The 23,369-nt window shown below is 61.6% G+C and carries 27 protein-coding genes; 17 read left to right on the top strand and 10 right to left on the bottom strand.

Features of this window, described 5'->3' with window-relative positions; all coding sequences use genetic code 11:
* Positions 1-19: 19 nt before the first annotated feature.
* The 6 genes from ADJ70_RS15095 (at position 20) to ADJ70_RS09420 (ending at position 3,124) form a co-directional block, all read left to right on the top strand.
* The gene (locus ADJ70_RS15095) at positions 20-397 is read left to right on the top strand and encodes an antitoxin VbhA family protein (protein WP_216597251.1); all 378 of its coding nucleotides are present in this window, start codon (positions 20-22) and stop codon (positions 395-397) included.
* Between the two features lie 186 nt (positions 398-583).
* Positions 584-994 (top strand): hypothetical protein, encoded by a 411-nt coding sequence (locus tag ADJ70_RS09430; RefSeq protein ID WP_157051483.1) that lies wholly within the window; start codon positions 584-586, stop codon positions 992-994.
* 59 nt (positions 995-1,053) lie between these two features.
* Entirely contained in the window at positions 1,054-1,347 is a 294-nt protein-coding gene (locus ADJ70_RS14970) for a hypothetical protein (RefSeq protein WP_172674406.1), read from the top strand.
* Positions 1,344-1,847, top strand: a complete 504-nt coding sequence (locus tag ADJ70_RS09425; RefSeq protein ID WP_253273165.1) for a type IV toxin-antitoxin system AbiEi family antitoxin — start codon at positions 1,344-1,346, stop codon at positions 1,845-1,847. Before ADJ70_RS14970 ends, ADJ70_RS09425 begins: the two co-directional genes overlap by 4 nt.
* A complete protein-coding gene (locus ADJ70_RS14665; RefSeq protein WP_157051482.1) occupies positions 1,844-2,017 on the top strand; it encodes a hypothetical protein in 174 nt (57 codons plus the stop codon). Before ADJ70_RS09425 ends, ADJ70_RS14665 begins: the two co-directional genes overlap by 4 nt.
* A gap of 39 nt (positions 2,018-2,056) precedes the next feature.
* Entirely contained in the window at positions 2,057-3,124 is a 1,068-nt protein-coding gene (locus ADJ70_RS09420) for a nucleotidyl transferase AbiEii/AbiGii toxin family protein (protein WP_083443935.1), read from the top strand.
* Between the two features lie 3 nt (positions 3,125-3,127).
* On the opposite strand, the gene ADJ70_RS09415 is transcribed toward ADJ70_RS09420, so the two are convergent.
* The 4 genes from ADJ70_RS09415 to ADJ70_RS14660 all read right to left on the bottom strand — a co-directional run bounded on the left by ADJ70_RS09415 (position 3,128) and on the right by ADJ70_RS14660 (position 6,058).
* Entirely contained in the window at positions 3,128-4,726 is a 1,599-nt protein-coding gene (locus ADJ70_RS09415; RefSeq protein WP_050340886.1) for an RNA-binding domain-containing protein, read from the bottom strand.
* A gap of 323 nt (positions 4,727-5,049) precedes the next feature.
* Positions 5,050-5,253 carry an antitoxin gene (locus tag ADJ70_RS09410; protein ID WP_050340884.1) on the bottom strand — a complete coding sequence of 68 codons (204 nt, stop codon included), beginning with the start codon at positions 5,251-5,253 and terminating at the stop codon, positions 5,050-5,052.
* Complete coding sequence (locus tag ADJ70_RS09405; RefSeq protein ID WP_216597250.1) at positions 5,243-5,518, bottom strand: BrnT family toxin; 276 nt, start codon at positions 5,516-5,518, stop codon at positions 5,243-5,245. Before ADJ70_RS09405 ends, ADJ70_RS09410 begins: the two co-directional genes overlap by 11 nt.
* A 264-nt stretch (positions 5,519-5,782) precedes the next feature.
* Positions 5,783-6,058: a hypothetical protein gene (locus tag ADJ70_RS14660; RefSeq protein ID WP_157051481.1), complete on the bottom strand. Its 276-nt coding sequence runs from the start codon at positions 6,056-6,058 to the stop codon at positions 5,783-5,785.
* A gap of 180 nt (positions 6,059-6,238) precedes the next feature.
* On the opposite strand from ADJ70_RS14660, the gene ADJ70_RS09400 reads away from it, so the two are divergent.
* Positions 6,239-7,540 (top strand): ATP-binding protein, encoded by a 1,302-nt coding sequence (locus ADJ70_RS09400; RefSeq protein WP_050340883.1) that lies wholly within the window; start codon positions 6,239-6,241, stop codon positions 7,538-7,540.
* Between the two features lie 199 nt (positions 7,541-7,739).
* Here the strand turns inward: ADJ70_RS09400 and ADJ70_RS09395 are convergent, their stop codons facing one another.
* From ADJ70_RS09395 to ADJ70_RS09380, 4 genes are all read right to left on the bottom strand, one after another.
* Positions 7,740-8,105, bottom strand: a complete 366-nt coding sequence (locus ADJ70_RS09395) for a hypothetical protein (RefSeq protein WP_050340882.1) — start codon at positions 8,103-8,105, stop codon at positions 7,740-7,742.
* Between the two features lie 91 nt (positions 8,106-8,196).
* Positions 8,197-8,991, bottom strand: coding sequence for a protein-ADP-ribose hydrolase (locus ADJ70_RS09390; protein ID WP_050340881.1), 795 nt, complete (start codon positions 8,989-8,991; stop codon positions 8,197-8,199).
* A 1-nt stretch (position 8,992) separates the two neighbouring features.
* Positions 8,993-9,856: a Sir2 silent information regulator family NAD-dependent deacetylase gene (locus ADJ70_RS09385; RefSeq protein WP_050340880.1), complete on the bottom strand. Its 864-nt coding sequence runs from the start codon at positions 9,854-9,856 to the stop codon at positions 8,993-8,995.
* A 31-nt stretch (positions 9,857-9,887) separates the two neighbouring features.
* Entirely contained in the window at positions 9,888-10,523 is a 636-nt protein-coding gene (locus ADJ70_RS09380) for an SDR family oxidoreductase (RefSeq protein ID WP_050340879.1), read from the bottom strand.
* A 158-nt stretch (positions 10,524-10,681) separates the two neighbouring features.
* Between ADJ70_RS09380 and ADJ70_RS09375 the strand changes: the two genes are divergently transcribed.
* The 10 genes from ADJ70_RS09375 (at position 10,682) to ADJ70_RS09330 (ending at position 21,732) form a co-directional block, all read left to right on the top strand.
* Positions 10,682-11,020, top strand: coding sequence for a helix-turn-helix domain-containing protein (locus ADJ70_RS09375; protein ID WP_050340878.1), 339 nt, complete (start codon positions 10,682-10,684; stop codon positions 11,018-11,020).
* 1,225 nt (positions 11,021-12,245) lie between these two features.
* On the top strand, positions 12,246-13,082 hold the full coding sequence (locus ADJ70_RS09370; protein WP_050340877.1) for a PRD domain-containing protein: 837 nt from the start codon (positions 12,246-12,248) through the stop codon (positions 13,080-13,082).
* Between the two features lie 259 nt (positions 13,083-13,341).
* Entirely contained in the window at positions 13,342-14,781 is a 1,440-nt protein-coding gene (locus ADJ70_RS09365; protein ID WP_050340876.1) for a PTS transporter subunit EIIC, read from the top strand.
* Between the two features lie 85 nt (positions 14,782-14,866).
* Positions 14,867-15,631: a ChbG/HpnK family deacetylase gene (locus ADJ70_RS09360; RefSeq protein WP_050340875.1), complete on the top strand. Its 765-nt coding sequence runs from the start codon at positions 14,867-14,869 to the stop codon at positions 15,629-15,631.
* A gap of 368 nt (positions 15,632-15,999) precedes the next feature.
* A complete protein-coding gene (locus ADJ70_RS09355; protein WP_050340874.1) occupies positions 16,000-16,782 on the top strand; it encodes an ABC transporter permease in 783 nt (260 codons plus the stop codon).
* 61 nt (positions 16,783-16,843) lie between these two features.
* On the top strand, positions 16,844-17,602 hold the full coding sequence (locus tag ADJ70_RS09350; protein WP_050340873.1) for an ABC transporter ATP-binding protein: 759 nt from the start codon (positions 16,844-16,846) through the stop codon (positions 17,600-17,602).
* Complete coding sequence (locus ADJ70_RS09345; RefSeq protein ID WP_050340872.1) at positions 17,599-18,393, top strand: ABC transporter permease; 795 nt, start codon at positions 17,599-17,601, stop codon at positions 18,391-18,393. Before ADJ70_RS09350 ends, ADJ70_RS09345 begins: the two co-directional genes overlap by 4 nt.
* Before the next feature lie 25 nt (positions 18,394-18,418).
* On the top strand, positions 18,419-19,510 hold the full coding sequence (locus ADJ70_RS09340) for a sensor histidine kinase (protein WP_050340871.1): 1,092 nt from the start codon (positions 18,419-18,421) through the stop codon (positions 19,508-19,510).
* A complete protein-coding gene (locus ADJ70_RS09335) occupies positions 19,510-20,169 on the top strand; it encodes a response regulator transcription factor (protein ID WP_050340870.1) in 660 nt (219 codons plus the stop codon). The genes ADJ70_RS09340 and ADJ70_RS09335 overlap by 1 nt, the downstream gene beginning before the upstream one ends.
* A gap of 705 nt (positions 20,170-20,874) precedes the next feature.
* Entirely contained in the window at positions 20,875-21,732 is an 858-nt protein-coding gene (locus tag ADJ70_RS09330; protein ID WP_050340869.1) for a hypothetical protein, read from the top strand.
* Between the two features lie 159 nt (positions 21,733-21,891).
* Here the strand turns inward: ADJ70_RS09330 and ADJ70_RS09325 are convergent, their stop codons facing one another.
* Positions 21,892-22,800, bottom strand: coding sequence for a YafY family protein (locus tag ADJ70_RS09325; RefSeq protein WP_050340868.1), 909 nt, complete (start codon positions 22,798-22,800; stop codon positions 21,892-21,894).
* Positions 22,801-22,858: 58 nt separating this feature from the next.
* On the bottom strand, positions 22,859-23,224 hold the full coding sequence (locus ADJ70_RS09320) for a PH domain-containing protein (RefSeq protein ID WP_050340867.1): 366 nt from the start codon (positions 23,222-23,224) through the stop codon (positions 22,859-22,861).
* Positions 23,225-23,369 lie beyond the last annotated feature (145 nt).

The following is a 23,369-nucleotide window of genomic DNA, read 5'->3' as shown; positions in this document are numbered from 1 at the left end:
TCGCCTGCACCTGATGGACATGAGCTGCCGCACGCCCCACTGGGTGGCCCGCCAGCTCTTCTGTGACGCCATCCTCAGCGACTACCTCGAGGTCGCTAGGACGGCCGCCAAGACCGTGCCCACGCTCATGTACGTCGCCGAGCACTGGGCCGACGTGGCCGAGCCCTTCTGCCGCGCGCAGTTCCCCGAGACGTCCACCTGCGTCATGGGCGGCGACCGCAAGCGTGTGATTGACGAGTCGATACACTCCGGGGAGATGGAGGGCGCCTACGTGTCGGCCGAGTTTCGTAAGGACGCCGACGAGTACGTGAAGGGGAGTATCCCCATAGAGGAGCTTATGCGCAGGACGAAGCGCCGCTGGGAGCCCAACCGGGAGGGCAAGGGGCCCCATGCCTGACGGGTTCGTCGATCCCTACATCGACCTGCGGACGGGCGTGCTGCGAAACCTCGTGGGCGCGGGGACGTGGGACGAGCTGCGCAACGCAGAGGGCGAGCTCGTCGCGATGCGCACGAGCGAGTTCTTGGGGGCTCCCCCCTGGGGCCGACGGGTATGTTTGGTGACCTGTGGCGTACTCATCGAGGCTTGTTCAGGGACGCGTGCGACTGGGCGGGGGAGGTCGGGACCGTCGAGATCCGCAAGGCGGGCGAGGGGGCGCAGTTCCTCCCGCCTTCCGCGAGCATGCCGAGGGGCATCGCATGGGCGCGCAGCGAGCTGGAGAAGGACGACCTCCTCGCGGGCGTGGCCCCCAGGCGGTTTCCCGGCCGCATGGCCTACCACTATGACAACTACAGCTTCGTGCACCCCTTTCGCGAGGGTGGGATGCCCGTCACGAGGTTCGAGCGGACGATCCTCGACTTCGCGCTTCTCGGCGAGGATCCCTCGCTCGTGCGCGGTGCGCTCGCCGATGCGAGGAGGGCGGGTTTTGACGAGGATAGGCTCCGCTACCATTTGTTTATGCGCGCACGTTTGGAGCACCCTCTCCTTCGAACTTGAAAATCAAGCGTGTCATAAATATAATATTAATTACTATATAAGTAATGAGTAGGGTTGATATGACACGATACCTTCCACAATGGCTCAGCCCCGTGGTCGAGGGTTTGGAGCTGGACAGGCCGGAGCTGCTCACGATGGCGGAGCTGTGCGCCATAGCCGACGAGGCGGGCGTTAAGGCGCCCGGCTACACCATCGCAGACAGGCTCAGGAGGCTCGGCTGGCTGCTCAAGACCCCCCAGCGGGGGTCTGGGAGTTCGTGCCTGCCGAGAGCGCCGGCCCGTACTCCACTGCAGACCCCCTTCTCCCAGCGAAGGCATTCGCCCTTTCCCATCCCGGCTGTAGTTTCGCGTTGACGTTGCAGACGGCGGCATGGGCGCTCGGACTTGCTGACAGGATTCCCGCTCGCATTGAGGTCGCCTTCGAGCAGCGTCCTGTCGTGAAGGTTCCAAGGGAGATATCGCCGTCGGTGTTCGAAAGCGGCATCGGGACGATCGAGGCACGGGAGGTCCCGTGCCTGCGCGCCGAATCCATAGTAGTCCACATGGCCCAGAGGCCGGGGACGGTCAGATCGTGGCAGGGGGCACTCGAATGGCTCCCCGACGTCGCATGCGAGATGGAGCTTGAGCCCCTCCTTGCCGAGCTGGCCGGCAGGCCCCAGTCAGTGTGGTCGAGGGTGGGGTATCTGCTCTCGGGCATGAGGCCCGACCTGGCCGTCGAGATCGGGAGGGACTTCGAGCCGAAGTCCAAGACAAGGTTCGGGCCGCGCTCCAACGCGTTGAGGAACGACGAAAGATGGAAGGTGTCGGACACGCTGCTGCCGTTCGACCCCAGGGAACTGGAGGCGGTGCTATGAGAGGCATCAACATCCAGCCCGGCCACATCGCACGCCATACGCCGCGCAACGCCGGAGCGCAAGGCCGCGAGGCGGCAGTGGTCGATGTGGCGCAAGATCTCCTCCTCCAGCACCTGCACGAAGAGGGTGAACTCGACTTCGTAGCCATAAAGGGAGGAACGGCGATTTGAAAGCTCTATGCCGGCAAGGAGGGGCGCTTCTCACTTGATCTGGACTTCTCGGTTTCGGAGTTTGGGCTCGACAGAGACGAAGTGGCAGCTGCCTTCGCAGGCAAGGTCGACGGGCTCTCCATCGGCTCCTTCCGCTATGGCGTAAGAGAGAGGCGCGGGAAATGGTCCGTCGTCTTTGAAGGTAACCTGATCCGCAATCCCTCCCTCACGACCAAGCTCGACTTCTCGCCGGCGCCATGGCTCGAACCCGTTGAACGTACGTGGGTGCCCATGGCGATACACAGCCAGTACGCAGCTTCGCTGCCCGCGATCAGGACGGTAAGGCTTGAGGAGAACATCGCAGAGAAGGTGGCGAGGTTGAACCGAACGACCACCGCCCGAGACATGTACGACCTCGCATGGATCATGAACAGCGTGTCGTTAGCGCGGAGCTTGGACCTCGACCTCATCAGGAGACTTTCCGTTCTCAAGATCTGGGTCGACCCCAACGGCCTGCACGCCAAAACCATGGCTTGGCCTCCGGGTCACAAGAGGTCATCGTTTGACGTCGGGTGGTGGCTGAGGGAGAGATCCGAAGGTGAGTTCGACCTCGAGGACATCGGCGCTCTGGCTGTCCCCGTCCCGAGTCCAAAGGAGCTGAGCGAATCGGTTCGCAACGGTTTCTCTTTCCTCTGCGAGCTCACCGACGAGGAAGAAATCTTGGCGAAAGCCGACAACCAAGACCGCTCCCTTGCGATCAAGCTGCTTAGGGAGCTGCCAGGCGGCCGATTCGCCGGTTCCGGTGCCTACTGGTTCGGCGCTTCCTTGGGAGCGGGATGGTCACGCTTGGCACCTCATGCCGTCTACGAGACGCTTGATCGCGCCCTCGGCCGTATGCTGGTTGATGAGCCCTTCCTTTGCGTAGGCGTCGATACCGACGTTCTCGCCATTGATCCTGACGATGAGAATCGCGGAGCTCATGTTGGCGGTGCCCCGTCGGTGCGTCGTCTCTCCATTGGCTATTGCACCGTACTTGCCACTCCCTCCTTCGCCGTACGTGTAGGTGAGGTCCCAGCCGAGCCGACCAGTCTGTGTCAAGACGGCCTCAGGACGGCCCTTCCCAAGTAGCGGTCAGGCATCGCCTGCGCCCTCACCCTGCCCCTCGGGGCCTACGAGACGGTAGGTCCTGTTGCGGTTGGCTCCCAAAGCAGCCAGCTTGCCTTTGCGCACCAAGTCCTGCAGAAGCTCGCGAGACCAAGACGCGCCCAGACCCAGTGAATCTGCGACATCGACGGTGGTTATGGAACCCGTATCCCGCGCCAGGGCCAGTATCTTGAGCTGGTTCTCCATGCGCTTATCGCCGGTCCTTATCGCCGGTGTCTTGCCGTTGGTTCTTGCCGTCGATCTCTGTCGTTTGCTATCCATCACACCAGCTTGCCGGATGTTTTTACCGTTTGTCGCCGGTCCTTGCCGTCGGCTTTTATCGCCGGTCTCATCCCGCGCCTCCCGCTCGTTGGCGGATTGTGCCAGCGGCAAGACGAGCGTCGTCCGGTCGGGGCCGAACTCCTCCTCCCAGCGAGGTCGCTCGTAGCCGCTCGCGGTCCAGTTGCGCACGATGCTCGGGATGCCGCTGCCTGCCCGCTCGCCGATGTCTATGAACGAGAACATCTTGAGCAGATTGGCGTTGCGGGGGTCGGAGATGCCGCCTTTGAGCGCCTGCCCTAGGTCCATGCGAAAGTCACCCGGGTTCTTGAGGACGAGAGCGTTCTCGGTCCAGAGGCATACGACGCCCCGACGCTCGGAGAAGCTTGCGTTGGTGAGGCAGTTCGCGAGTGCCTCGCGCAGTGCCTTGTGCGCGGGCGTGTCATCGACGCGCAAGATGCCCTCGAGCCTGAAGGGCGTCTTGAGCGCCTGCCTCATGAGGCTGTAGACGCGAAAGTAGAAGTCGTAGAGGTTACCTGTCCAGTCCCCGCCCTGTGAGACGACGCGGTCCTGCCATCGCTCGTCGAAGGAGGTCTGCTGGCGGTAGTCCAAGAAGTAGTTGGGCAGTTCCTCCGCGATGCGCCAGTCATGACCGAACATGAGAAGTCCCGCGACCGTCGGGTGCAGCCTGCCGTCCTCGGCCTCTGCGGCGGCGCCTATGCAGCGCAGGAAGTCACTGTCTCCAAGCTCGTTCCAGGCGTGTCCGTTGTGGGAGAGCCGGTAGCGCTGTCGGTAGGAGCTCACGGTCGCAAGGTCGAGCGCGCCTATGCCTACTCGGGGCAGGGGCCGGGAGTCCTGGCTCTGGTCGGCGGCGTCGCGCATCATCCCCTGGATCTCCTCGTAGCGGCAGAGGTAGTCACCCGAGCGGTTGCGTCTGAACGAGCGTTTCGGGTTGTCGTTGAGGTAGATGGGGCGCAGCCTCCTGTCGGCGCGGGGAACTGTTATCTGGATGATGGTCACGTCGTCGTGGGAGAGTGCCTGCACGTCGGAGTCGGTGAGCACGTTCTCGCTTACCTTCTGGGGATTGTTCACGGTGTTCCAGAAGTCATCGAGCAGCTTGTTCGGGTCCTTGACGCCCACGGCGCGCAGCGACGTGTCGGGCAGCTCCTCGACGCCAAGCAGGATGACGCCACCCGAGCTGTTGGCGAAGGCCGAGTAGGTCTCCCAGAGGCTGCGTGGGAGACCCCCCTGCGCCCTCTTCACCTCCAGGCGATCGCCCTCGCGGTATGCGGCAAGCTTCTCGAACATGGCTACACCTCGATCTCGTTTGACGCAGGCCTTGGACGCGGATGACCGTGGGCATCGGCCGTCGCCCGCCGCCTCTCGCTCGGCACGCGCAGGGCGTCCGCGACCAAACGTCCCTTCTTGTCAAGCCCCCTGTCAGGCTGCCGCCCTCGGGCCGGCGCCCCCGCCTCTTGCCGCGACGCCGTCGCCGGACGGGGCGCCGAGGGAAGACGCGGGGCGTGTTCGACATGACACCGCGAGAGGGCCGGGCGCGACCGGTCGGAGTCGCCCGGCGGCGCGCCGTCCTTTCGGGCCTAGCTCCACCGGGGCCTGAGCGGCAGGCTTTGCTACACGAACGTGAGGTGCTTTCCCTCCGCCGCGCACTGGCCCAGGTACATGTTGATGATGGTCTGATAGGGCACCCCGGTGCGCCTCGACTCCTCCTTGAAGTAGTCGATGGTGGCCACGTCGATGTTCATGGTTACCGGCTTCCTCAGCATCTTCGCGTAGGGGCTCTGCCTCCCCTTGCCGAAGTCGTACTCATCCCTCATGGCGGCGCCTCCAATACTGCTCGTCCTCGTGCCTTGTCGCCTTCCTGGCCGATATGATGCGGATGCGCGCCCCCTCGCGCCAGCAGTGACACACGACCAGGACCTGGGCAAAGAGTGCGAGACCGATGATCACGAATCGGCTCTCCTGTTCAGAGTGGTCGGGGTCGTCGATCACAAGTGCGTACGTGTCGGAAAACACGGTCGAGGCTTCCTCGAAGGTCACCCCATGCTTGTGGCGTTTGTCTTCGCCTTGGCCTGCTCCCACTCGAACATGTCCTTGTACATCGTATCCATGTTTACATGATACATATTTGATCAATATGTATCAAGGGATCCGAGGTGAGCGTTTCTGCGCTTTCCCTCTTACCAGGAATACATGAGCGCCGCACCCTAGCAGGAAATGCGGCGCTCATCATCTGACACCCTTCAAACTCGTCCCTTCTCCTTGCGGGAGACAAAAACGCAGGACACCACCTGCTGCTGGCGGTAGTCCAAGAAGTAGTTGGGCAGTTCCTCCGCGATGCGCCAGTCATGACCGAACATGAGAAGTCCCGCGACCGTCGGGTGCAGCCTGCCGTCCTCGGCCTATGCGGCGCAGGAAGTCACTGTCTCCAAGCTCGTTCCAGGCGTGTCCGTTGTGGGAGAGCCGGTAGCGCTGTCGGTAGGAGCTCACGGTCGCAAGGTCGTGCTCGCCTATGCCCACTCGGGGCAGGGCCCGGGCGCGCGACCGGTCGGAGTCGCCCGGCGAGCGCACCAAGAGCTGCGCCGGATCCTCCGTGCGGGGAGGGCCTGCCAGACATCTCATCTCAACTTTCTTGCGCCACCCGGCGAGCGCACCGCATTGGTGCAATCAGTCAAGGCTAAGCCATAGTGCAGAATGGAGATGAGGTACATCAAAAAGCCAATATAGGTTATTTTACGTCCTTATTATAACCATCCTGTGTGATAATAAGAATGTTCTGATAGTATGCCGTTTGGAGGTGTCATGGAACGTTTCCTTATGGATGACCTCGTCGGATGGAAGAACTCCGTTCGCAGGAAGCCTCTTGTGCTCAATGGTGCCAGGCAGGTTGGGAAGACCTGGTTGCTCATGGAGTTCGGCGCGAGGCACTTCGAGAGCGTCGCCTACGTCAACCTCGACAACAACTTGGGCCTCGCCTCTCAGTTTGACGTGGGCTATGACCTGCCCCGCATCTTGCTCATGATCCAGGCGGAGAGTGGGCAGAGGGTGATCCCCGGCAAGACCCTCGTCGTACTTGACGAGGTTCAGGAGTGCCCCAAGGCGCTCACCTCGCTCAAGTACTTTTGCGAGAACGCCCCGGAGCTTGCTGTGGTGGCGGCGGGATCCCTCCTGGGCATCACGTTCCACGAGGGCACGGGTTATCCCGTCGGCAAGGTTGACATGCTCGACCTCCACCCTCTGAGCTTTCGCGAGTTCCTTGATGCGACGGGCAACCCGATGCTGCGGGAGGTCGTCGACTCGGGCGACAAGCAGCTTCTCGGGTCCCTTGCGGCGAAGTTCAGAGAGTTGCTTAAGCAGTACTACTTCGTCGGAGGCATGCCTGAGGCGGTCGCTACGTTCGTCGAGTCCGCTGACCTGTCCGCCGTCCGTGCCGTGCAGGAGGGGGTCCTATTCGGTTACGAGAGGGACATCTCGAAGCATCTGGGGGCTGCTGGAGCGGAGCGCGCCCTCTCTGCATGGCGCTCGCTTCCGGCGCACCTTGGGCAGGAGAACAAGAAGTTTGTCTTCGGGCATATTGGGGAGGGTGCCCGGGCCCGTGACTACCGTTCGGCGATCACCTGGCTTACGCAGGCCGGTATCGCGACGAGGGTTCCTCGGGTGTCCAAGCCGGGTGTTCCCCTCTCGGCCTACGCAGACGAGTCCGCGTTCAAGCTCTTTTCCCTCGACGTCGGTCTTCTCTGTGCGCTTTCTAGGCTCGACGCCTCGAGTATCGTCGATGGTAACGCACTCTTCACTGAGTTTAGGGGAGCCCTCACCGAGCAGTACGTCTGCCAGCAGCTGGTCTCGGATTGCAATCTTAGTCCGTGCTACTGGTCTGCAGAGAACTCTCGCGGCGAGGTTGACTTCCTCGTGCAGCGCGGCGGTAGGGTCTATCCCATCGAGGTGAAGGCCGAGGAGAACCTGCGCTCGAAGAGCCTGAGAGCATTCTCGGGTCGATATCCCGGCACGGTGTCGAGGCGTTTCAGCCTCTCGGGCTTTTGCGACCAGGGGTGGATGCGCAACGTGCCGCTTTACGCCATAGGCAACTCAGGGAGCTGGGATTGATGGGGAATCACGACAGGTTCCTTGGGCTGAGGTCAAGTGGCAGGCGATACCCCTGGCGCTTTGCCGGACCCTCTGTTAGACCACCGTTGACATGATGATACTTCGCCCCTCCGCTACGATGCCGTTGACAGACAACACGTCATGGGAAGACCAAGGAATGCTTGGCCTGATGCAGCAAGAGGCGAGGTAGCTTGCCATGTCAACGGTGGTCTAACAGAGAGTTGCCGGATGGAACAGGAGAAAGCGGAGCGGACGACCACGTGTATCGGCCATCGCCGGACGGCGCATCGGGGGAGGGTGCGAGGTCGTGTCCGCCTATGCCCACTCGGGGCAGGGTCCTGCAGTCCTGGCTCTGGTCGGCGGCGTCGCGCATCATCCCCTGGATCTCCTCGCAGCGGCAGAGGTAGTCACCCGAGCGGTTGCGTCTGAACGAGCGTTTCGGGTTGTCGTTGAGGTAGATGGGGCGCAGCCTCCTGTCGGCGCGAGGAACTGTTATCTGGATGATGGTTACGTCGTCGTGGGAGAGTGCCTGCGCGTCGGAGTCGGTGAGCACGTTCTCGCTCACCTTCTCCAGCTCTCTTTTGTGGCTGGCTCAGATCGACGCTCACGGCAACCATGCCGTGGGAGTGATCGGGACCGATCCCGGCCGATGCGTTTTATGAGCTCGGTATGTCAAGTAAGCTGGCGTATGTCTCCAAGTCCTTGTCGGAGAAGACATCGAAGATCACAGTGATCTGGGACTTGCTTGCCCCAAGCCATTCGCGTACCGTACGGACGGCGATCTTTGCGGCCTCCTCTTGCGGAAAGCCGAACACGCCCGTGCCGATGCAGCAGAAGGCTATGGAGGACAATCGGCTCCGGTCCGCTAGCTCCAGACAACTGCGATAGCAGCTGGCAAGCTGCGCGCGGTGCAGGGCCGTCGGGCGTCCGCTCGCGATGGGACCGACCGTGTGGATGACATGTCTCGATGGCAGGTTGTAGGCTTTGGTGATCTTCGCGGACCCCGTAGGCTCCTCGTGGCCTTGGGCGTCCATGACCTCGGCGCATTCCATGCGCAGCTGCACCCCCGCGAAGGTATGGATCGCGTTGTCGATGCAATGGTGCCCGGGCCGCCAGCACCCCAGCATCTGGCTGTTGGCCGCGTTCACGACGGCATCTGCGGCCAGTGTCGTGATGTCGCCCCTCCACAGGCGGATGCGAGGATGAGCGGGGCTTGCAACAGCATCGGCCACCGACGCGGTTCCCGCATCCTCGATGAGCCCCTTGAGCAGCTCGTCCTGCATTCGGAGCCAGCGTTCGTCCGCCGGCATCGGTGGCCTGGTATTGACCAGTGCGCGAAACGCGCTCCATAGCTCATCGGCGCTCCTTGTCGCGGGCGCGTCGATGCCCCGCTCGTCGCACAGACTTGCAACCAGATGTTCCAGCAGTTGCGCTTTACGCTCTTGCTCCATCCTATGCCCCCTCGAAATCGGTCAACGATAGCGCCTCAAAAAGCACTTTGTCGATATCGCCGCTCAGGAGGAACGAACGGCCGTGTATCTCGGCTGGCGCATACGCCTCCCTGTAGTTGACACACGCGTAGCGTGCCTGTGGGTTTGCGTACGTGCGGCGCCAGAAGGGGTACTTCACGATGGCCGGCGTGTTCATTCCTACGCCCAGCTCAAGGTAGAGCACCCTACCCTCGCTGTGAGCGTTGAGGTAGTCACTGTACCGGTTCGCAGCCGCATGCCAGTCTTCGTCCTCCACGAAGGTGTCATCTGCCCTCAGGTTCATGCTCATGGGTTCGTCGCACTTGGGACAGTGCGGTACGAGCTCTGTCGGTACCCGCATGCCGCGCTGTTCCTCGACCATGAGCCTTACAGCCTCACGGTTGTCGTAGGTGACGTTGTGGCAGGGTACGCTGCACTGCCAAAGGCCATAGTCGCCTTGGGTGTAGAACAGGCGCTCCTTCGGGAACCCCGCCAGCTGAAACTGATGGTCCACATTGGTGGTCAGCACAAAGAAGTCCTTGCAGTCCAGCAGCTTAAGCAGCTTTTTGTAGGTGTCCTTGGGCGCCTTCACGTAGCGGTTGTACCATATGTGGCGGCTCCAGTAGGCCCACTGCTCCTCCAGCGTTGGGAAGGGGAAGAAGCCGGCCGTGTACATGTCGGTGAACCCGCGCGCCTCGATGAAGTCGGAGAAGTGGCGCCGGAATCGCTCCCCGCCGTAGGTGAGCCCGGCTGCCGTCGAAAGTCCCGATCCGGCGCCCACCACCACGGCTTCTGCCGCATGGATGACCTCGACGAGCTCTTTTACGTTGTCGTGGGTGTGACCCATCTGTATCTCGATCCTTCAAATTCTTGACAGCTTACTTGCAAACAACGCTGATGCGCTGCTGGATATGGTCTCCGGACTCGATCTCGTCCACCATGGCTATGGCGTAGTCGGCATAGGAGATGATGGACTCGCCGCGGTCATTGAGGGTGAGCTCCTCTCCGGCAAGGATATACTCGCCCGTGCGCTCGCCCTCGGCCTGGAAGTCGCCTGCGGGGCTGATGTAGGTCCACCTCACATCGTCGCGCTCGCGCAGGTCGCTCAGGGCTTCGGCCATGGCAGACGCCAGGGGCTTGAACATCTCGGGAAAGTCCGGCGTCTCGGAGACGGTCATGGTGTGCTCTGGGTTCACGTACAGGCTTCCGGCACCGCCCACGACGAGCAGACGCGTGTCCGTGCCGGATAGGATGTCGCACAGGTGCGCCAGTGTAGTGGAATGCTGAGGCAGCGTCTCGGGGGTCCAGGCACCGAAGGCGTCCACCACGGCGTCGAAGCCGACGAGGTCCTTAGGCGTCAGGTCCATGATGTCTTTGACCACGACGTTCTCAGCAACGGTCCTGTTCTCGGAGCGTACGAACGTGGTGACATCGTTGCCACGCTCGACGGCCTCTCTCACGATGAGCTGACCCGCCTTGCCGTTTGCCGCCACTACCGCGATCCTCTTGGTCATGATCGGTTCCTTTCCGTTGTGACGCCCTTTGCGCCGTTGCCTTCTGACAGGTTGCATAGTAGAATCAATGCATGCCATATGGAAGTAGGCACTATATTGTGCCGTAGGTACCTATTGGTGACTATTAATGTATCCGCCTGTGTAGAAGTAGTTGAAACATGAACAAGAAGCTCGATACTCTTCCTGCGTGCCCCGTGGAAACCACGCTCAGCCTCATCGGCAACAAGTGGCAGGTGCTCATCCTGCGCGATCTGGGCCTCAACGGTACCATGCGCTTCAAGGAGCTGCAGCGCTCCATAGGCAAGATATCCCAGAAGGTGCTTACCACAAACCTGCGCTCCATGGAGGAGTTTGGGATCGTGAGCCGTGAGGCGTTTGCTGAGGTTCCGCCGCGCGTGGAGTACTCGCTCACCGAGCTGGGACAGAGCCTCAAGCCCGTGCTCGACGCCATGCGGGTATGGGGCGAGAGATACAAGGAACGCCTGCGTAAGGGCTAGCACGCATTGTGAGTGCGATGCGGCCGCTAAGCTCGACCGTTTGTAAGAAGATCACGTTTCCCCTGGTCATACGCTATTCAGCATACGCCTTTCCAATGCTGCGGTCGTCGGGCAGAAATGGCCAGTCCGGTCTATCCGCTTCGCGTCCACCAACACTAACGCCTTTACCGTAAATACGTGCACAAAGGTGGCTCTTCGGGGGTTCGTGTGGGTTGACGCCTCGGCGAATCGCGTCGCAACAGCGTGCACATGTGCCCCACTCTGCAACCGGCGACTCACGGAAAGACGCACTCTGGGGGTGTCACTCTCACGGAAAGGCGCGCTCTGCGCCGACGACGCCACCGCGACGTGGCCGAGAGGCGCATTCTGGACGGGCGACGTCACGGAAAGGCGCATTTTGCGTGTGAGACTCGACCAAAGGGCGCGTTCTGCATGCGAGCGGTGGTTGCGTCGAGAGGCCGTTTTCGCCGGTCTGTGTACACTCCTGCATACCCACGGCCGCTCGCGCGAACGGGCGGGGCCATGGGTCCCACGACGTCGATGGCCCCACGGCCCCCGTGATGCTCAGGTGCTTGGACCTGAGGTCCATGCCACCGGGGCGGTGACGCAACCATCCACCTACACGAGCTCACGAAGCCTCACAAAAACTCAGATATAGAGTGTCATTTCGTGTATGATTCTGATATAAGTAACCGTCATTTGGTGTCGATAGGAGACGAGACGACGGTGCTGGCATGCTGAGTCTTCTTTGAAGGACGCATATCGTTGGGGCAGGCGCTTGGGTCTGGGCCACATCCTCTATGGCCGGGATATTACGGAGAAGGACGGGATCATCTACCTCCCTTGTACATGGCAATGTTCCTGTAGCGGGGATATCACCGTACCCGCCTTTCGGGGTCTGTGGTGAGAAGGCGATGCCATTGCCTTGGTGGCGCACCAGACGCATAGCGTATCAGCGGTGTACTCGACAGCAAGCGGGCATGTTTGGTTGAACCCGGACGGCAGCGCGGAGGCCTCCCGCCTCGGCAGTGGGTCCGCATGAGATCACCGCACTCTTCAGAGGCAAGGGTGGCGAGGCCATGTGGATACACCGATCCGAAAGACCCCATCTCAAAGATGTGGCCGTCACTGGTCTGAGTTCAGCCACAAATATATATCCTGCTTCGACTGCCTCCACATCTGCTAAGGTAGGAAGATCACGACAGCGACTTTTGGGGGAATCGGCTTGCGGGCACTACAGGCCATCGGTAACAACGCCGCGATCTGCGTGGATGGCAGGGGACGCCAGCTCATCGCCCTTGGTGCAGGCGTGGGCTTTGGCTCCATGCCGCGCGATGTACCTCTCGTCAGCATCAAGCGGACTTTCTACGGCATTGATGACAAGTACCTCGATCTCATCGAGCTCCTCCCTCCCGAAGAGCTCGAGTTTGCCGCACAGTTCTCCGACATCGTCCGCTCGCAGGTGTCGCACGAGCTCTCCCCCAACCTCCCCATAACCCTCGCCGACCACATCTCTTTTGCGGTCAGGCGAGCGCGTGAGCACATGTACGTGCAGATGCCGCTGGCTTACGACGTACAGCAGAACTATCCCGTGGAGTACGGCCTCGGTGAGATAGCTGTCCGCGGTATCAGCAAGACCTTCGGTGTGCGCCTGCCCAAAGGGGAGGCGGTGGGTATTGCGCTCTCTATCGTGAACAGTACCGTCTCATCAAGCGACAAGTCGACGATCAATCGGCGCAGGAAGGATCGCCTCCTCAACTCCGCGACTGCTATCGTGGAGCATGACATGGGAGTCACCGTCAACCGTGACTCATTTGACTACGCCCGCTTTGCTACCCATGTATGCTACCTCATCGAACGCGTGGCCGCAGGGAGCCTCCTCGACACGAAAAGCTCCGACCTCTATCCTATGCTCTCAAGGCAGCATCCCCATGAGACTACCTGTGCCGCCAAGATTGGCGCCATCCTCGAGCAGACCTACGGTAACACGCTCACCGAGGAGGAGCTCGTCTATCTTATCCTGCACGTCACTCGCGTCGTGGCGCGCGCCAAGGACGGATGACGCCGCGAACCTTGCGACACGGAAAGTTCCTTGTTGACATTTTCGCGAAACGGTGCATACTAATTCTTAGCTATTGGGTGTTACACGCGAGGACTCGCGGGGCATTACCAGGGCAACGGCGTTCGCTACAAGGTGGCGGTCGGTTTTCGTTGTTGGTAGGTCTCGGGGTCTTTTTCATACCGTGACATTCCATCTTTCCCATTAACGCTGCTGTCTTGGTTCTCCTCTTCGCCTGTGACGAGAAGAGAAGGGAAGACAGATGGCAGTTGGTAACGAGAAGGTGGCAGTAGATGTTCTGGTCGCAGTTGGTGGTAAGGAGAATGTCACGACTGTTGCGCACTGCATGACGCGCTTACGCCTCAATCTCAAGGATCAGTCAATTCCCGATGATGATGAGGTCAAAAAGATCAAGGGAGTACTCGCTGCCCAGTGGGTTGGCGACCAGTACCAGGTCGTGATAGGTCAGAATGTTCCCAAAGTCTATAACGAGCTCATCAAGCTCGGCGTCGCTGCTGGCGGTTCCGTAGGTGAGAGCCTCGGCGGCGCGCCCAGGGAGAAGCTCACCGCCAAATCGGTCGGAGGTAGCGTCCTCAACTACCTGTCCAAATCGATGGTACAGCTTATCCCCATCATGATGGTTGCGGCAGTGTTTAGAACCATCGCGGCGGTTTGTGGACCGACCATGCTTAACCTTTGGGCGGCAGACTCCGACACCTACAACCTCTTCTACAACTGGCTCTATAGCGCTGGGTTCTACTTCATGCCGGTCATCCTCGGTTGGTCTGCTGCCAAGGTCCTCGGAGCGAGCCCTGTTCTCGGCATGATGCTTGGAGGCGTGCTTATTGCCCCCGAGTTCATGACCATGGTAGACGTGGGCATGACCACGACCGCCGTATACGGCCTTCCTGCGGTTGTCAATAACTACAGTAGCACTGTCCTGCCCATTCTCCTCTGCATCCCCGTCCTGTGGCAGATCGAGAGGTTCTTCAAGAAGGCCATTCCTGACATCCTCTCTACGATGTTTGTCCCCTTTCTTACCATGCTTATAGTGGTTCCCATCTCTCTTTGCGCCCTCGCTCCCATCGGCTCCGTCCTCGGCACCCTTCTCGGCAACTTCCTCTTTGGCCTTGGTGAGAGGGGCGGTATCGTTGCCATCATTACCATGGTTATCGTTGGCGGTCTCTGGGAGTTCCTTGTCATGACTGGCATGCACCAGGTTCTCATCGCGCTGGCGCTTGCTAACATGGCTACCGGCGCCTGTGACTCCTGCATTATGGTTGCTGCGGGGATGGCTTCCTTTGCCTGCTACGGCATGGCCTTCGGTGCAGCACTCAGGGTTAAGCATCCCGACGAGAGGGCGGAGAACTTCAGTTTTTTCGTCTCCGCCGTCGTTGGTGGTGTGACTGAGCCGACCCTCTATGGCTGTGGCTTCAGACACATGCGTACGTTCGCAGGCCTCATTGCCGGCGGCGCGGCGGGTGGGCTTGTTGCGGGTGTCCTTGGCCTTGACGTCTACGTCGTGAGCAACGCGAGTATCCTCTCGTTCTTTGGTTATGTAGCCGGTGGTGCACAGAACATCGTCGCCGGCGTCATCTCCATGGTCGTCGCCATCGCCGTGTCTACCCTCGTGACGTTCCTCTTTGGCTTTACCAAGGAGGAGCTCGACACCAGTGCCGAGGCAGCACGGCCCGTCGCGTAAGACATATCCTTGGCTTGTGGCCGCTGCGATGCGCTACAGTGGCTCTGTTGTGCTGGCTGCGCTATCTTCGGGAGGAAAAACCAATATGAAGCAGCTCCTCATCCGTGCCGATGACATGGGTTACAGCTATGCGGTGGACCTCGGCATTGCCCGCACCGTACGCGAGGGTCTCGTCCGCTCCGTAGGGGTCATGCCCAACATGCCCGAGGCCGGGCGCGGCTGGTCGTGGATCTCTGATCAAAACGTCGCCGTCGGACAGCACACCAACGTCTGCCTTGGCAGGCCGTGCGCAGATCCCAGCAAGATCGGCAGCCTTCTGCAGGAGGGCGGCGAGTTCAAGAGCAGCCAAGAGTATCGAGATTGCTTCAAGGAAGGGCACGACTTCGTGGCGTTCGATGAGGCGGTCATCGAGATTGAGGCCCAGCTTGAGCGCTTTTGCCAGATTGCGGGTCGCGAGCCTGACTACTTCGAGGCGCACGCAGTCCAGAGCGTCAACCTCATGCGTGCCATCTCCCATGTGGCGGAAAACCACGGCCTCAAGGAACAGCCCGTCTCGTTTGATCCCAGAGCCACCGTACGCTGCGGCTCGACCGACGTCCGCATGGTAATGCGCTCCATGTTGCCTGGCTACAGCCCTAAAGCTGCTATCAAGGAGGCCGTCGGGGACATGGGGGACGGGGAGACCGTGGTCTTCGTCTGTCACCCCGGCTACCTCGACCAGTTCATTCTCACTCACTCCTCGCTCACCGAGGACCGCACCAAGGAGGTCGATGCCCTCATCGACCCCGAATTGCGCTCATGGCTCGAGGCGCAGCCCGACCTCAGGCTCGTAGACTACCGGGACCTGTAGCCCCATCCGCTCGCGTGCAGGGGCCTGAGCCAGACGCTCCGACGTGCTCGCCAACCATGGTTCTGACTCGGAGATGAGCTGGTGGATCCTGACGCAAGCGCCATCGGGTCCTCGAGCAACCGCCCCGCAGCCTGGCGGGGGGTTGCTCGGACGTATTTGCCCAGTTGGCTCCTTTTTCATAGTGCCCCGCAATCTGGCGGGCGGTTGCCTACGTGCACGGGCGCCGCGCGCGTGCCACCCTCGGGTGGCAATCACTGTCTTTTATGCCGCCCGCCAACGTTTCGTGCTTGTATGGGGCTCTGGAAATGGAGCCACGGGAGGCTGAAGGCCAGTGGCCTTGGCGTGGCAGGACGTGGGGAGGATAGCCGATGGGTACAGCGAGACACGCGGTGGGGATGGGATGTGGGCGAGGGTCGTCGGGGTTTCTGAGGGCGCTTCACGCGGAGTTGCTGAAGCTACGCTCCTATCCCGTGATGTGGGTGACGCTTGGGCTTACTGTCTCCATCTCGATGCTTGCGGGCGCCTACCTCACGCACACGGCGCTCGTCCATCCCGAGAACGCCGGGGGACTGACCCCCACGTCTGCCTACCAATACGTGTTTTCCGTGTCACGGCTTGGGTTTGTCCTTGTCGGCTGCCTCTTGCTGCGCGTGGAGGAGGGAACGGGGCTGGCCTCCTCCCTACTCGCGGTTCCGCGAAGGGGGAGGCTCCTTGCCGCGAAGATTGCGGCAACTGTCGCGATCACCCTCCCTGCGTCGCTGGCCTCGGCCGGCGGGGCATACGCGGCGCGTACGGTTGCCCTTGTGGTCCACGGGGTCTCGGCGGCCCCGACCGACGCAGACCTTCCCCAACTTGCCCTGCTCGTTACCTGGTGGGTGGAGCTTGCCCTGCTCGTGATGTGCGCGTCGGTCTGCGTGAGGAGGTCCCTGCCCGTCATGGCGGTGACCATCGCTATGCTCCTGATGCTCTCCTCCATCCTTTGCACGATCACCAAGCTCGCGAACTGGCTCCCCGACCAGCTGGTGAGCGGGCTCCTCCGATCCCTCTCGAGGGGAGAGGGCGTCGGGTTCGCCCCCATCGCCGCGATGGTGGCTTGGCTTGTCGTGGTCTACGCGGGAGCCCGCGTGTCCATAGCCAGGTGGGGCGTGTAGGTAGGCACATAGGCGTGTGTAGGTAGGCACATAGGCAAACGATACGAAAGGAAGTGGCGACATGATAGATGTGCGAGGGCTGACGAAGTCCTATGGCGGAAGGAAGGCGGTGGATAACGTGAGCTTCACGGCTGCGGCCGGACGCGTCACGGCGCTGCTCGGTCCAAACGGCGCCGGAAAGACCACCACCATACGCGTCCTCCTTGGGCTCGAGCGGGCCGACTGTGGCGTGGCCCTCGTTGACGGGAGGGCTTACCGCGACCTTACAGCCCCGCTTCGCGAGGTGGGGGTGCTCTTTGACGGATCGGGGGCCGCAGGGTTTCGCACTCCCCGGGCGCACCTCGCCTGGCTCGCCGCAAGCAATGGCATCGATCGGAGGCACATAGCCAAGGTCTTGGATGAGGTGGGCCTTGCCTCGGCTGCGAGCAAGCGCGTCTCGACCTTTTCGCTTGGCATGGGGCAGCGCCTGGGAATCGCCGCCGCGCTACTCGGGGATCCCAAAACCGTGGTGCTCGACGAGCCCATGAACGGTTTGGATGCCGAGGGGATACGCTGGGTCCGATCCCTCGTTCGCAGGCTCGCAGGTGAGGACAGGACGGTCCTCGTGACGAGCCACCTGCTGCATGAGGTGCAGGAGACGGCCGACGATTTGGTGGTCATGACCCAAGGGCGCATCGTAAGGCGGGGTGTGACCTCTGAGCTCGTCGCCGGTCATCGCGACCTGGAGGAGGCCTACTTCGACTGGACTGCCGGTAAGGGAGAGTATGTGTCGAGAGACTTCCGTGACGGCGGGAGCCTTTCTGGGAGGGAGGCGTCATGACGGGCGTACGAGGAGGCGTTGGCTTTGGCTGCTACCTGAGGGCCGAGGCTGTCAAGCTGCTCAGCCATCGTGCCATCATGGTTGTCGCGCTCCTCTCCCTTGCGACGGGCATATCTATCACGTGGTTCGATACGCCAGTGGTGGTAAGGTACATGCAGGAGGGAAGCAAACTTCTGGCTCCTGGCCTGACCTACGAGGGCATGGGGTTCGACATGGTGCCCCTCTGCGGGCTTGGCATGGTGGCTGTCGGTGTGCTCTGCGCTTCGGGGGAGTATCGCGACCACGGTCTGCGGACGAGCCTTTTGGTCATGCAGAAAAAGCTTCCCCTTCTGGTCGCGCAGACCCTTGTCCTGACGCTGTTCTGCCTGGTCGTTGCAATGGTGTCGGTTATCAGCCTGTCGCTTGTCTCGCAGTGGAGGCTCGGGGAGCTCTCGGTGATAAGGGAGGGGATTCCCGCAGAGCTGGCTCTGCACTGGGTGGGAGGGACCTTCTACCTGGTTGTTTGCGCGCTCATCTCCTTCTTCTTGACGCATGCCTTCCGTGACGCGGCCGTCCCGCTGTTTATCATGACCGGCATGTCGCTCATGACCTTTATCCTGCTGTCGATCACGACACTCACGCGCTGGCTGCCCACCGTGGTGGGAGTGATGCTCTTTGAGCCTAACCTCGTCACGAGCTCATACCCCGAAGTGGCCATGTCTGTGCCAACTGCCGTGGCGGTCTTGGTCGGATGGACAACCCTGTCGGGCGCGATCGCCTTCGTGCTGTTTGCCCGCAGGTCGGCCCAGTAGCTTGGGAGGGTGGACGTGGGCTATCATGGGTCTGATGGTGGGATTGGGACTGGGTGAGTTGGCTGGTGCGAGTGGTGAGGCGGCGCGTGCCGTACGCCACGGGCGCCATGACCGTGCCCATGTGCCCGCGGTCGTGAGGCTTGTCGCTGATAGGAGTGCCATGATGGGGACGAGTCGTCTGCCGAGAGGATCATTTCGCAGATTTGCCCTGATGCTTTCCGTCGCTCTCGTCTTGGTTGGCCTCACACTCAGCGTGCCGCAGGCAAATGACTCCCCGACCATCGCCTGGGCTGCCATTGCGCTCGTGTCCATCTTCATCGCGCTATTCGCCTGCGTCCTGTGGCTTGCCTTCGATGCCACCCGCTCGCAGCTTGAGCGTAGACGCGCGCTGCGCCGCGCCGAGACATACGACAGGATCCGCCGCGATGCCGAGACCCGGGCTCGCGTGGCGGGTGAGCTTCACGACAGCGTCGGGCACGATCTCACTGCGATCATCGCGCTCGTGGAGGGCGCGAGGGCGGCAGGGCAGGATGCGGGCGAGGTCCTCGATCGGGTGAGCGAGCTTGCCCGCGCAGGCCTCGCGGATACGCGTCGGGCTGTCGCCGCTCTCGAGGTGCCGGAGGGGACGGCAGTGACGGTTTCCGAACGCTCTTGGGAGCAGATCGCCCGCCTGCCCGAGCGGGCGCATGCCGCAGGCGTCGCCGCCCCATTCTCTGAGACGGGGCGCAGGCCCACCGACGGCGTCCAGTCTGAGCTCGCATACCTGGTGGTGCGTGAGGGCATCACGAACATGCTGCGCCACGCCCAGGACGCAGGCTGCGTCGTCGTATCGGTCGATCATCGCGCTGACGGCTGCTGTGCCGTGGCGGTTCGCGACGATGGCAACTGTGGCGACAGGGCAGGTGAGGGTTCCCGTTCTGCGGGAAAGGACGCCGGGACGGGACTGCGCCGCCTCAAGGAGCGCTTGGTCGCCCTGGGCGGGTCTCTCTCGTGGGGACCCGACGAGGGCGGATGGTCCCTCGAGGCCCTCATCCCCCCTGCAAAGGACCAGCTGTGTGGGGACGAAATCCAGCCGTGCCAGAACGGGGGACAGCCGTGTCAGGATGAGAGTGCTTGATGATACGGGTGATGCTGGTAGACGATCAGCGGGAGGTGCGAGACGGGCTCACGCTCATGATGTCCAAGTTTGCCGATCTTCACGTAGTCTCGCGCTGCGCGAACGGCGCTAAGGCTATGGAGGAGCTGCGTTGCCTCGACGCGTCTGGCGCGGCGCTGCCTGACGTCGTCCTCATGGACGTGCGCATGCCCGTCATGGACGGCATAGATGCCACGCGTCGCATCGTGCGCTCTTGGCCCTCCGTCCACGTGCTTGTCCTCACCACCTATGACCAAGACGACTATGCGTTTGGCGCGCTTGCCGTCGGGGCGTCCGGGTTTCTGCTTAAGGACTCAGCGGTCGGCACGATCGTGGGGGCGATCCGCTCGGTGGCGGCAGGCGACGCTGTGCTTTCTCCGCGCGTGACACGCGAGCTCATAGCGCGGGTCATTCCCAACCGCACGCCATCTGCCTCCGACCGCTTCTCCGTGCTGCCGCCGCGAGAGCTCAAGATGGCCGAGCTCGTCTCTGAGGGCCTCTCCAACGCCGAGATAGCCGAGCGACTGTCTATAGAGGCTTCGTCGGTCAAGCGCTCCATCACGCGTATCCTCTCAAAGCTCGGGCTGAGGGATCGCGTGCAGATAGCCGTGGCCTGGTACAAGGCTGGGCGCTTCTCGTGACCTTGGTGTATGCAGACAGGTTTGGTAGGCTTGTGGCTTCGGGCTCTGCGGTCAGTTGCTCGTGGCGCCTCGCGCGGCGTCGTTCGTCCTTCCCAAAATGCGCTTTTCCGTGAGTGCCCGGGCACAGAGTGCGTCTTTCCGTGAGGCGACGCCACGTTTGTGCAGGTGAGGAAAAGCGCACTCTACGGAAAAGCGCATTCTGCGACCACACCCTCACGGAAAAGCGCATTCTGTACGTTTGATCTCACGGAAAAGCGCACTTTGACTTGCTCGCCCAGAGCCCGCCTCACGGAAAAGCGCATTCTGCCTGCGAACCTCACCGAAAAGCGCACCCTACAACCTGTCGGTTGCCAGAGTGCACCTTTCCGTGAGTGCCCGGGCACAGAGTGCGTCTTTCCGTGAGGCGACGCCACGTTTGTGCAGGTGAGGAAAAGCGCACTCTACGGAAAAGCGCATTCTGCGACCACACCCTCACGGAAAAGCGCACTCTGCATCTCCAGCCTCACGGAAACCCGCATTCTGCTCCCCGCAGACGCCTATCCCCGCGATACCTACCCTGGCGATGCTCTTCGAACGTTTGAGACTCCTCCTGTCATGTGACCTACAATGTAAGAGGGGAGCGGGAAGGAGACCATCAAACCATCCCTAGGTCTGAGCCCTGTTCTCTCGAAGACTTGCGTTCTCGTCCGTTTGGGGTGCTTGCATATGGCTGGCTTCTTTGTCGTGTTGCTCGGGTTTTGGTTTCTGCTCGCACTTGTGGCCATCGGATTCATCCTCGCAGGCATCATCGTCTCTGCCGTCTTTGCCGCCGGTGCAAGGGGGCGTGCCGCGCGGGGAGAGAACCTCGGCGCCAAGAAGGCCATCCCCATCGTCCTCTTCATCCTTGGTTTGATTCCGCTCACCCTCGTGATCGGTGCGGTCATCTTCATTGCTGTCTTGGACGCTCCGTACAAGGCACAGCGGGATATATCGGACAGGGCCTATGCCTACGTGCACTCACATGATGCCGAGGGACTTGCTCGCATGCTCGACTCGCAGCCTGGTGTCGCCGTCGGTGACCCTTCGGACCAGCGTGCTGTGAGCCTTGGGCAATCACTCTTGGATCTAGCGATCAAAGAGGACGATCCGTCAACGGCCAAGGTTCTGCTCGACCGGGGTGTCACGCCTGATGGAAACGATCTCAGAGCCGCGTGCAACTGGGAGGATGGGGGCGCGTCTGGCCCTCATGCGGAGTCGACCCTCCAGTCTGGTAAGGACACCTATAACCCCCAGCTTGTCAGTGTCCTGCTGGATGCGGGAGCGCCCGCCGGCGAGCCCACCGACAGGCCTCCGATCAACTCTTTTGTTGTCTCTATGTGCGGAAACGGCATCGATGACACCGATATGGCGATTCTGAGAAGGATGCTTCAGCAGGGAGCCTCCATAAGCGCGGTGGACGGCGGTGGGTGGAGGGCCATCGATCGCTTTAACGAGGTGCTGGGGTGGGGATGGGGAAAGAGGGCGCTCGCGGGTCAGGACGACAAGGTAGCCGAGGTGCAAGAGCTTCTTACACCCAAGGGCTAGGTTCTGGTCGACAGCGCCACCTCATGGTCGAGAGTATCATTAGGCTGCTGTCTCGTAGGTCTTCGTACTCCGCAAATTCTGGAGCGGGAGGCAGCGGGCACTTTGGTTGGCATCCGTTTCGGCCAAGGCGACCTGCGGACGCACGCATACCGAAGTCTGTCATACCCTATCGTACCTTTCCCGAAGCCGTTGCCCGAACTCTGCCAGCTCGGCGCGCAACGCGACTGGCTCCAAGAGCTCGATCCCGTCACCGAGCGATAGGACCCAGGTCATCGCCTGCTCTTGGCAGGAAAAGCCGGCAGAGAAGAGCAGCATGCCGTCCTCGCACTCCGTGAGGGAGGTCGGCCCGAACTCCTCGATGAGGCGCCAGCGGCATTGAGGCTGGATTCGTGCCCTCACCCGACACCTCTTTGGGAAGACGCAATCGCCCGACAGCTGGGGGAGAGGAGCCTCTCTGCTCGCGAAGGGACTCTCGACCTTCATGTCGGTCATGCGGCTCAGCTTGAAGAGGCGAAAGTCATCTCGCAGCTCGCAATATCCCCATACGTACCAGCTCGACCACTCGAAGATAAGGTAGTAGGGGTCGATGGTCCTGTGCGTCTCGCCTGATGGTGCGACGTAGAGAAACGACAGGCTCCGCTGTTCCTCGATGGCCTCATGGACCGTCTCGATGCGCTCAGAGACGGTGGCCCTGTCCCAGGCCGCAAGATTGATGAGAACGTGCTCGTCTGCGGCGATTGTCGTCGACGAGCCTGCGGACAGCTTCTCCATGAGCGCGGCATAGCGCCTGGTCTTGCTTGCGCTATCAAGCCCCCTCAGCCCGGCGAGGATGGACTGCAGGTCAGCTGAGGTCAGTGCGGTCTTGTCGAGGCGGTAGCCTTTCATGATGCGGATCCCGCCACGTGTACCTCGCGTTGTCTGTATGGGGATGCCCGCCATGTTGAGCGAGTCGATGTCACGGGCTATGGTGCGTCTGGACACCTCAAAGAGCTCCGCTAGTTCTGGGGCGGTCATCTTGTCTCGCTGTAGCAGGACGGAGAGTATGCCTACGAGCCTGTCGACTTTCAAGACGTCTCTCGCAACCTCATCGTCGCGAACCGCCGCTCGTGCGGGTTCACCTCGGTGGCTAGAGCGCGCACTGTGCGAGGATGGAGTCGATCCTGCGGATGTCTATCCCTCGCCCGAGCTTTATCGTCACCTGTCCGAGGAGGGTCCACATACACAGCTCGGAGTTGTAGTCCACTATCATGCCCGAGTTTGTGGAGACCCAGGATATGACGGATTTCCAAGGCAGGGAGTACATCTCGACCTTCTGCCCCGTCATGCCCTCCGCATTTCTGATGATGAGCCGGTGGCTGGTGAGGATGGCCTTGTCCCGTATCGTCTTGAAGGCGGCGCATGCCTCCTCGCCGGGGACGAGCATGTCCTCCACATCCTTTGGAACCGCGCACTCGGACATGAACGTCCACTCCATGGTTTGCTCGATCGACATGGCTCCTCCTTGGTCGCGCCGTTTGACTTTCTCCCATCCGAACGACTTAGATCCTACCCCATCCTTTACCTGGGCCGAGGTGATGGCCCATCCTTCGGGAAGGCTTTGAAACCCGTCTCTTGAGGCGGGTGATGCCTTGGGTAGG

This window comes from Olsenella sp. oral taxon 807, assembly GCF_001189515.2.
Classification (GTDB): domain Bacteria; phylum Actinomycetota; class Coriobacteriia; order Coriobacteriales; family Atopobiaceae; genus Olsenella_F.
The sequence above is the reverse complement of the archived record's forward strand: the minus strand, read 5'-3'. Positions and strand labels throughout refer to the sequence as shown.

Coding starts and splice junctions, on each gene's coding strand:
- ADJ70_RS09360 (WP_050340875.1), top strand. CDS start 14,867: ATGAAGCAGCTCCTCATCCGTGCCGATGACATGGGTTACAGCTATGCG.
- ADJ70_RS14970 (WP_172674406.1), top strand. CDS start 1,054: ATGACACGATACCTTCCACAATGGCTCAGCCCCGTGGTCGAGGGTTTG.
- ADJ70_RS09390 (WP_050340881.1), bottom strand. CDS start 8,991: ATGGAGCAAGAGCGTAAAGCGCAACTGCTGGAACATCTGGTTGCAAGT.
- ADJ70_RS09340 (WP_050340871.1), top strand. CDS start 18,419: ATGGGTCTGATGGTGGGATTGGGACTGGGTGAGTTGGCTGGTGCGAGT.
- ADJ70_RS09345 (WP_050340872.1), top strand. CDS start 17,599: ATGACGGGCGTACGAGGAGGCGTTGGCTTTGGCTGCTACCTGAGGGCC.
- ADJ70_RS15095 (WP_216597251.1), top strand. CDS start 20: ATGAGCTGCCGCACGCCCCACTGGGTGGCCCGCCAGCTCTTCTGTGAC.
- ADJ70_RS09410 (WP_050340884.1), bottom strand. CDS start 5,253: ATGAGGGATGAGTACGACTTCGGCAAGGGGAGGCAGAGCCCCTACGCG.
- ADJ70_RS14665 (WP_157051482.1), top strand. CDS start 1,844: ATGAGAGGCATCAACATCCAGCCCGGCCACATCGCACGCCATACGCCG.
- ADJ70_RS09330 (WP_050340869.1), top strand. CDS start 20,875: ATGGCTGGCTTCTTTGTCGTGTTGCTCGGGTTTTGGTTTCTGCTCGCA.
- ADJ70_RS09350 (WP_050340873.1), top strand. CDS start 16,844: ATGATAGATGTGCGAGGGCTGACGAAGTCCTATGGCGGAAGGAAGGCG.
- ADJ70_RS09335 (WP_050340870.1), top strand. CDS start 19,510: ATGATACGGGTGATGCTGGTAGACGATCAGCGGGAGGTGCGAGACGGG.
- ADJ70_RS09415 (WP_050340886.1), bottom strand. CDS start 4,726: ATGTTCGAGAAGCTTGCCGCATACCGCGAGGGCGATCGCCTGGAGGTG.
- ADJ70_RS09400 (WP_050340883.1), top strand. CDS start 6,239: ATGGAACGTTTCCTTATGGATGACCTCGTCGGATGGAAGAACTCCGTT.
- ADJ70_RS09355 (WP_050340874.1), top strand. CDS start 16,000: ATGGGTACAGCGAGACACGCGGTGGGGATGGGATGTGGGCGAGGGTCG.
- ADJ70_RS09365 (WP_050340876.1), top strand. CDS start 13,342: ATGGCAGTTGGTAACGAGAAGGTGGCAGTAGATGTTCTGGTCGCAGTT.
- ADJ70_RS09375 (WP_050340878.1), top strand. CDS start 10,682: ATGAACAAGAAGCTCGATACTCTTCCTGCGTGCCCCGTGGAAACCACG.
- ADJ70_RS14660 (WP_157051481.1), bottom strand. CDS start 6,058: ATGAGATGTCTGGCAGGCCCTCCCCGCACGGAGGATCCGGCGCAGCTC.
- ADJ70_RS09320 (WP_050340867.1), bottom strand. CDS start 23,224: ATGTCGATCGAGCAAACCATGGAGTGGACGTTCATGTCCGAGTGCGCG.
- ADJ70_RS09385 (WP_050340880.1), bottom strand. CDS start 9,856: ATGGGTCACACCCACGACAACGTAAAAGAGCTCGTCGAGGTCATCCAT.
- ADJ70_RS09380 (WP_050340879.1), bottom strand. CDS start 10,523: ATGACCAAGAGGATCGCGGTAGTGGCGGCAAACGGCAAGGCGGGTCAG.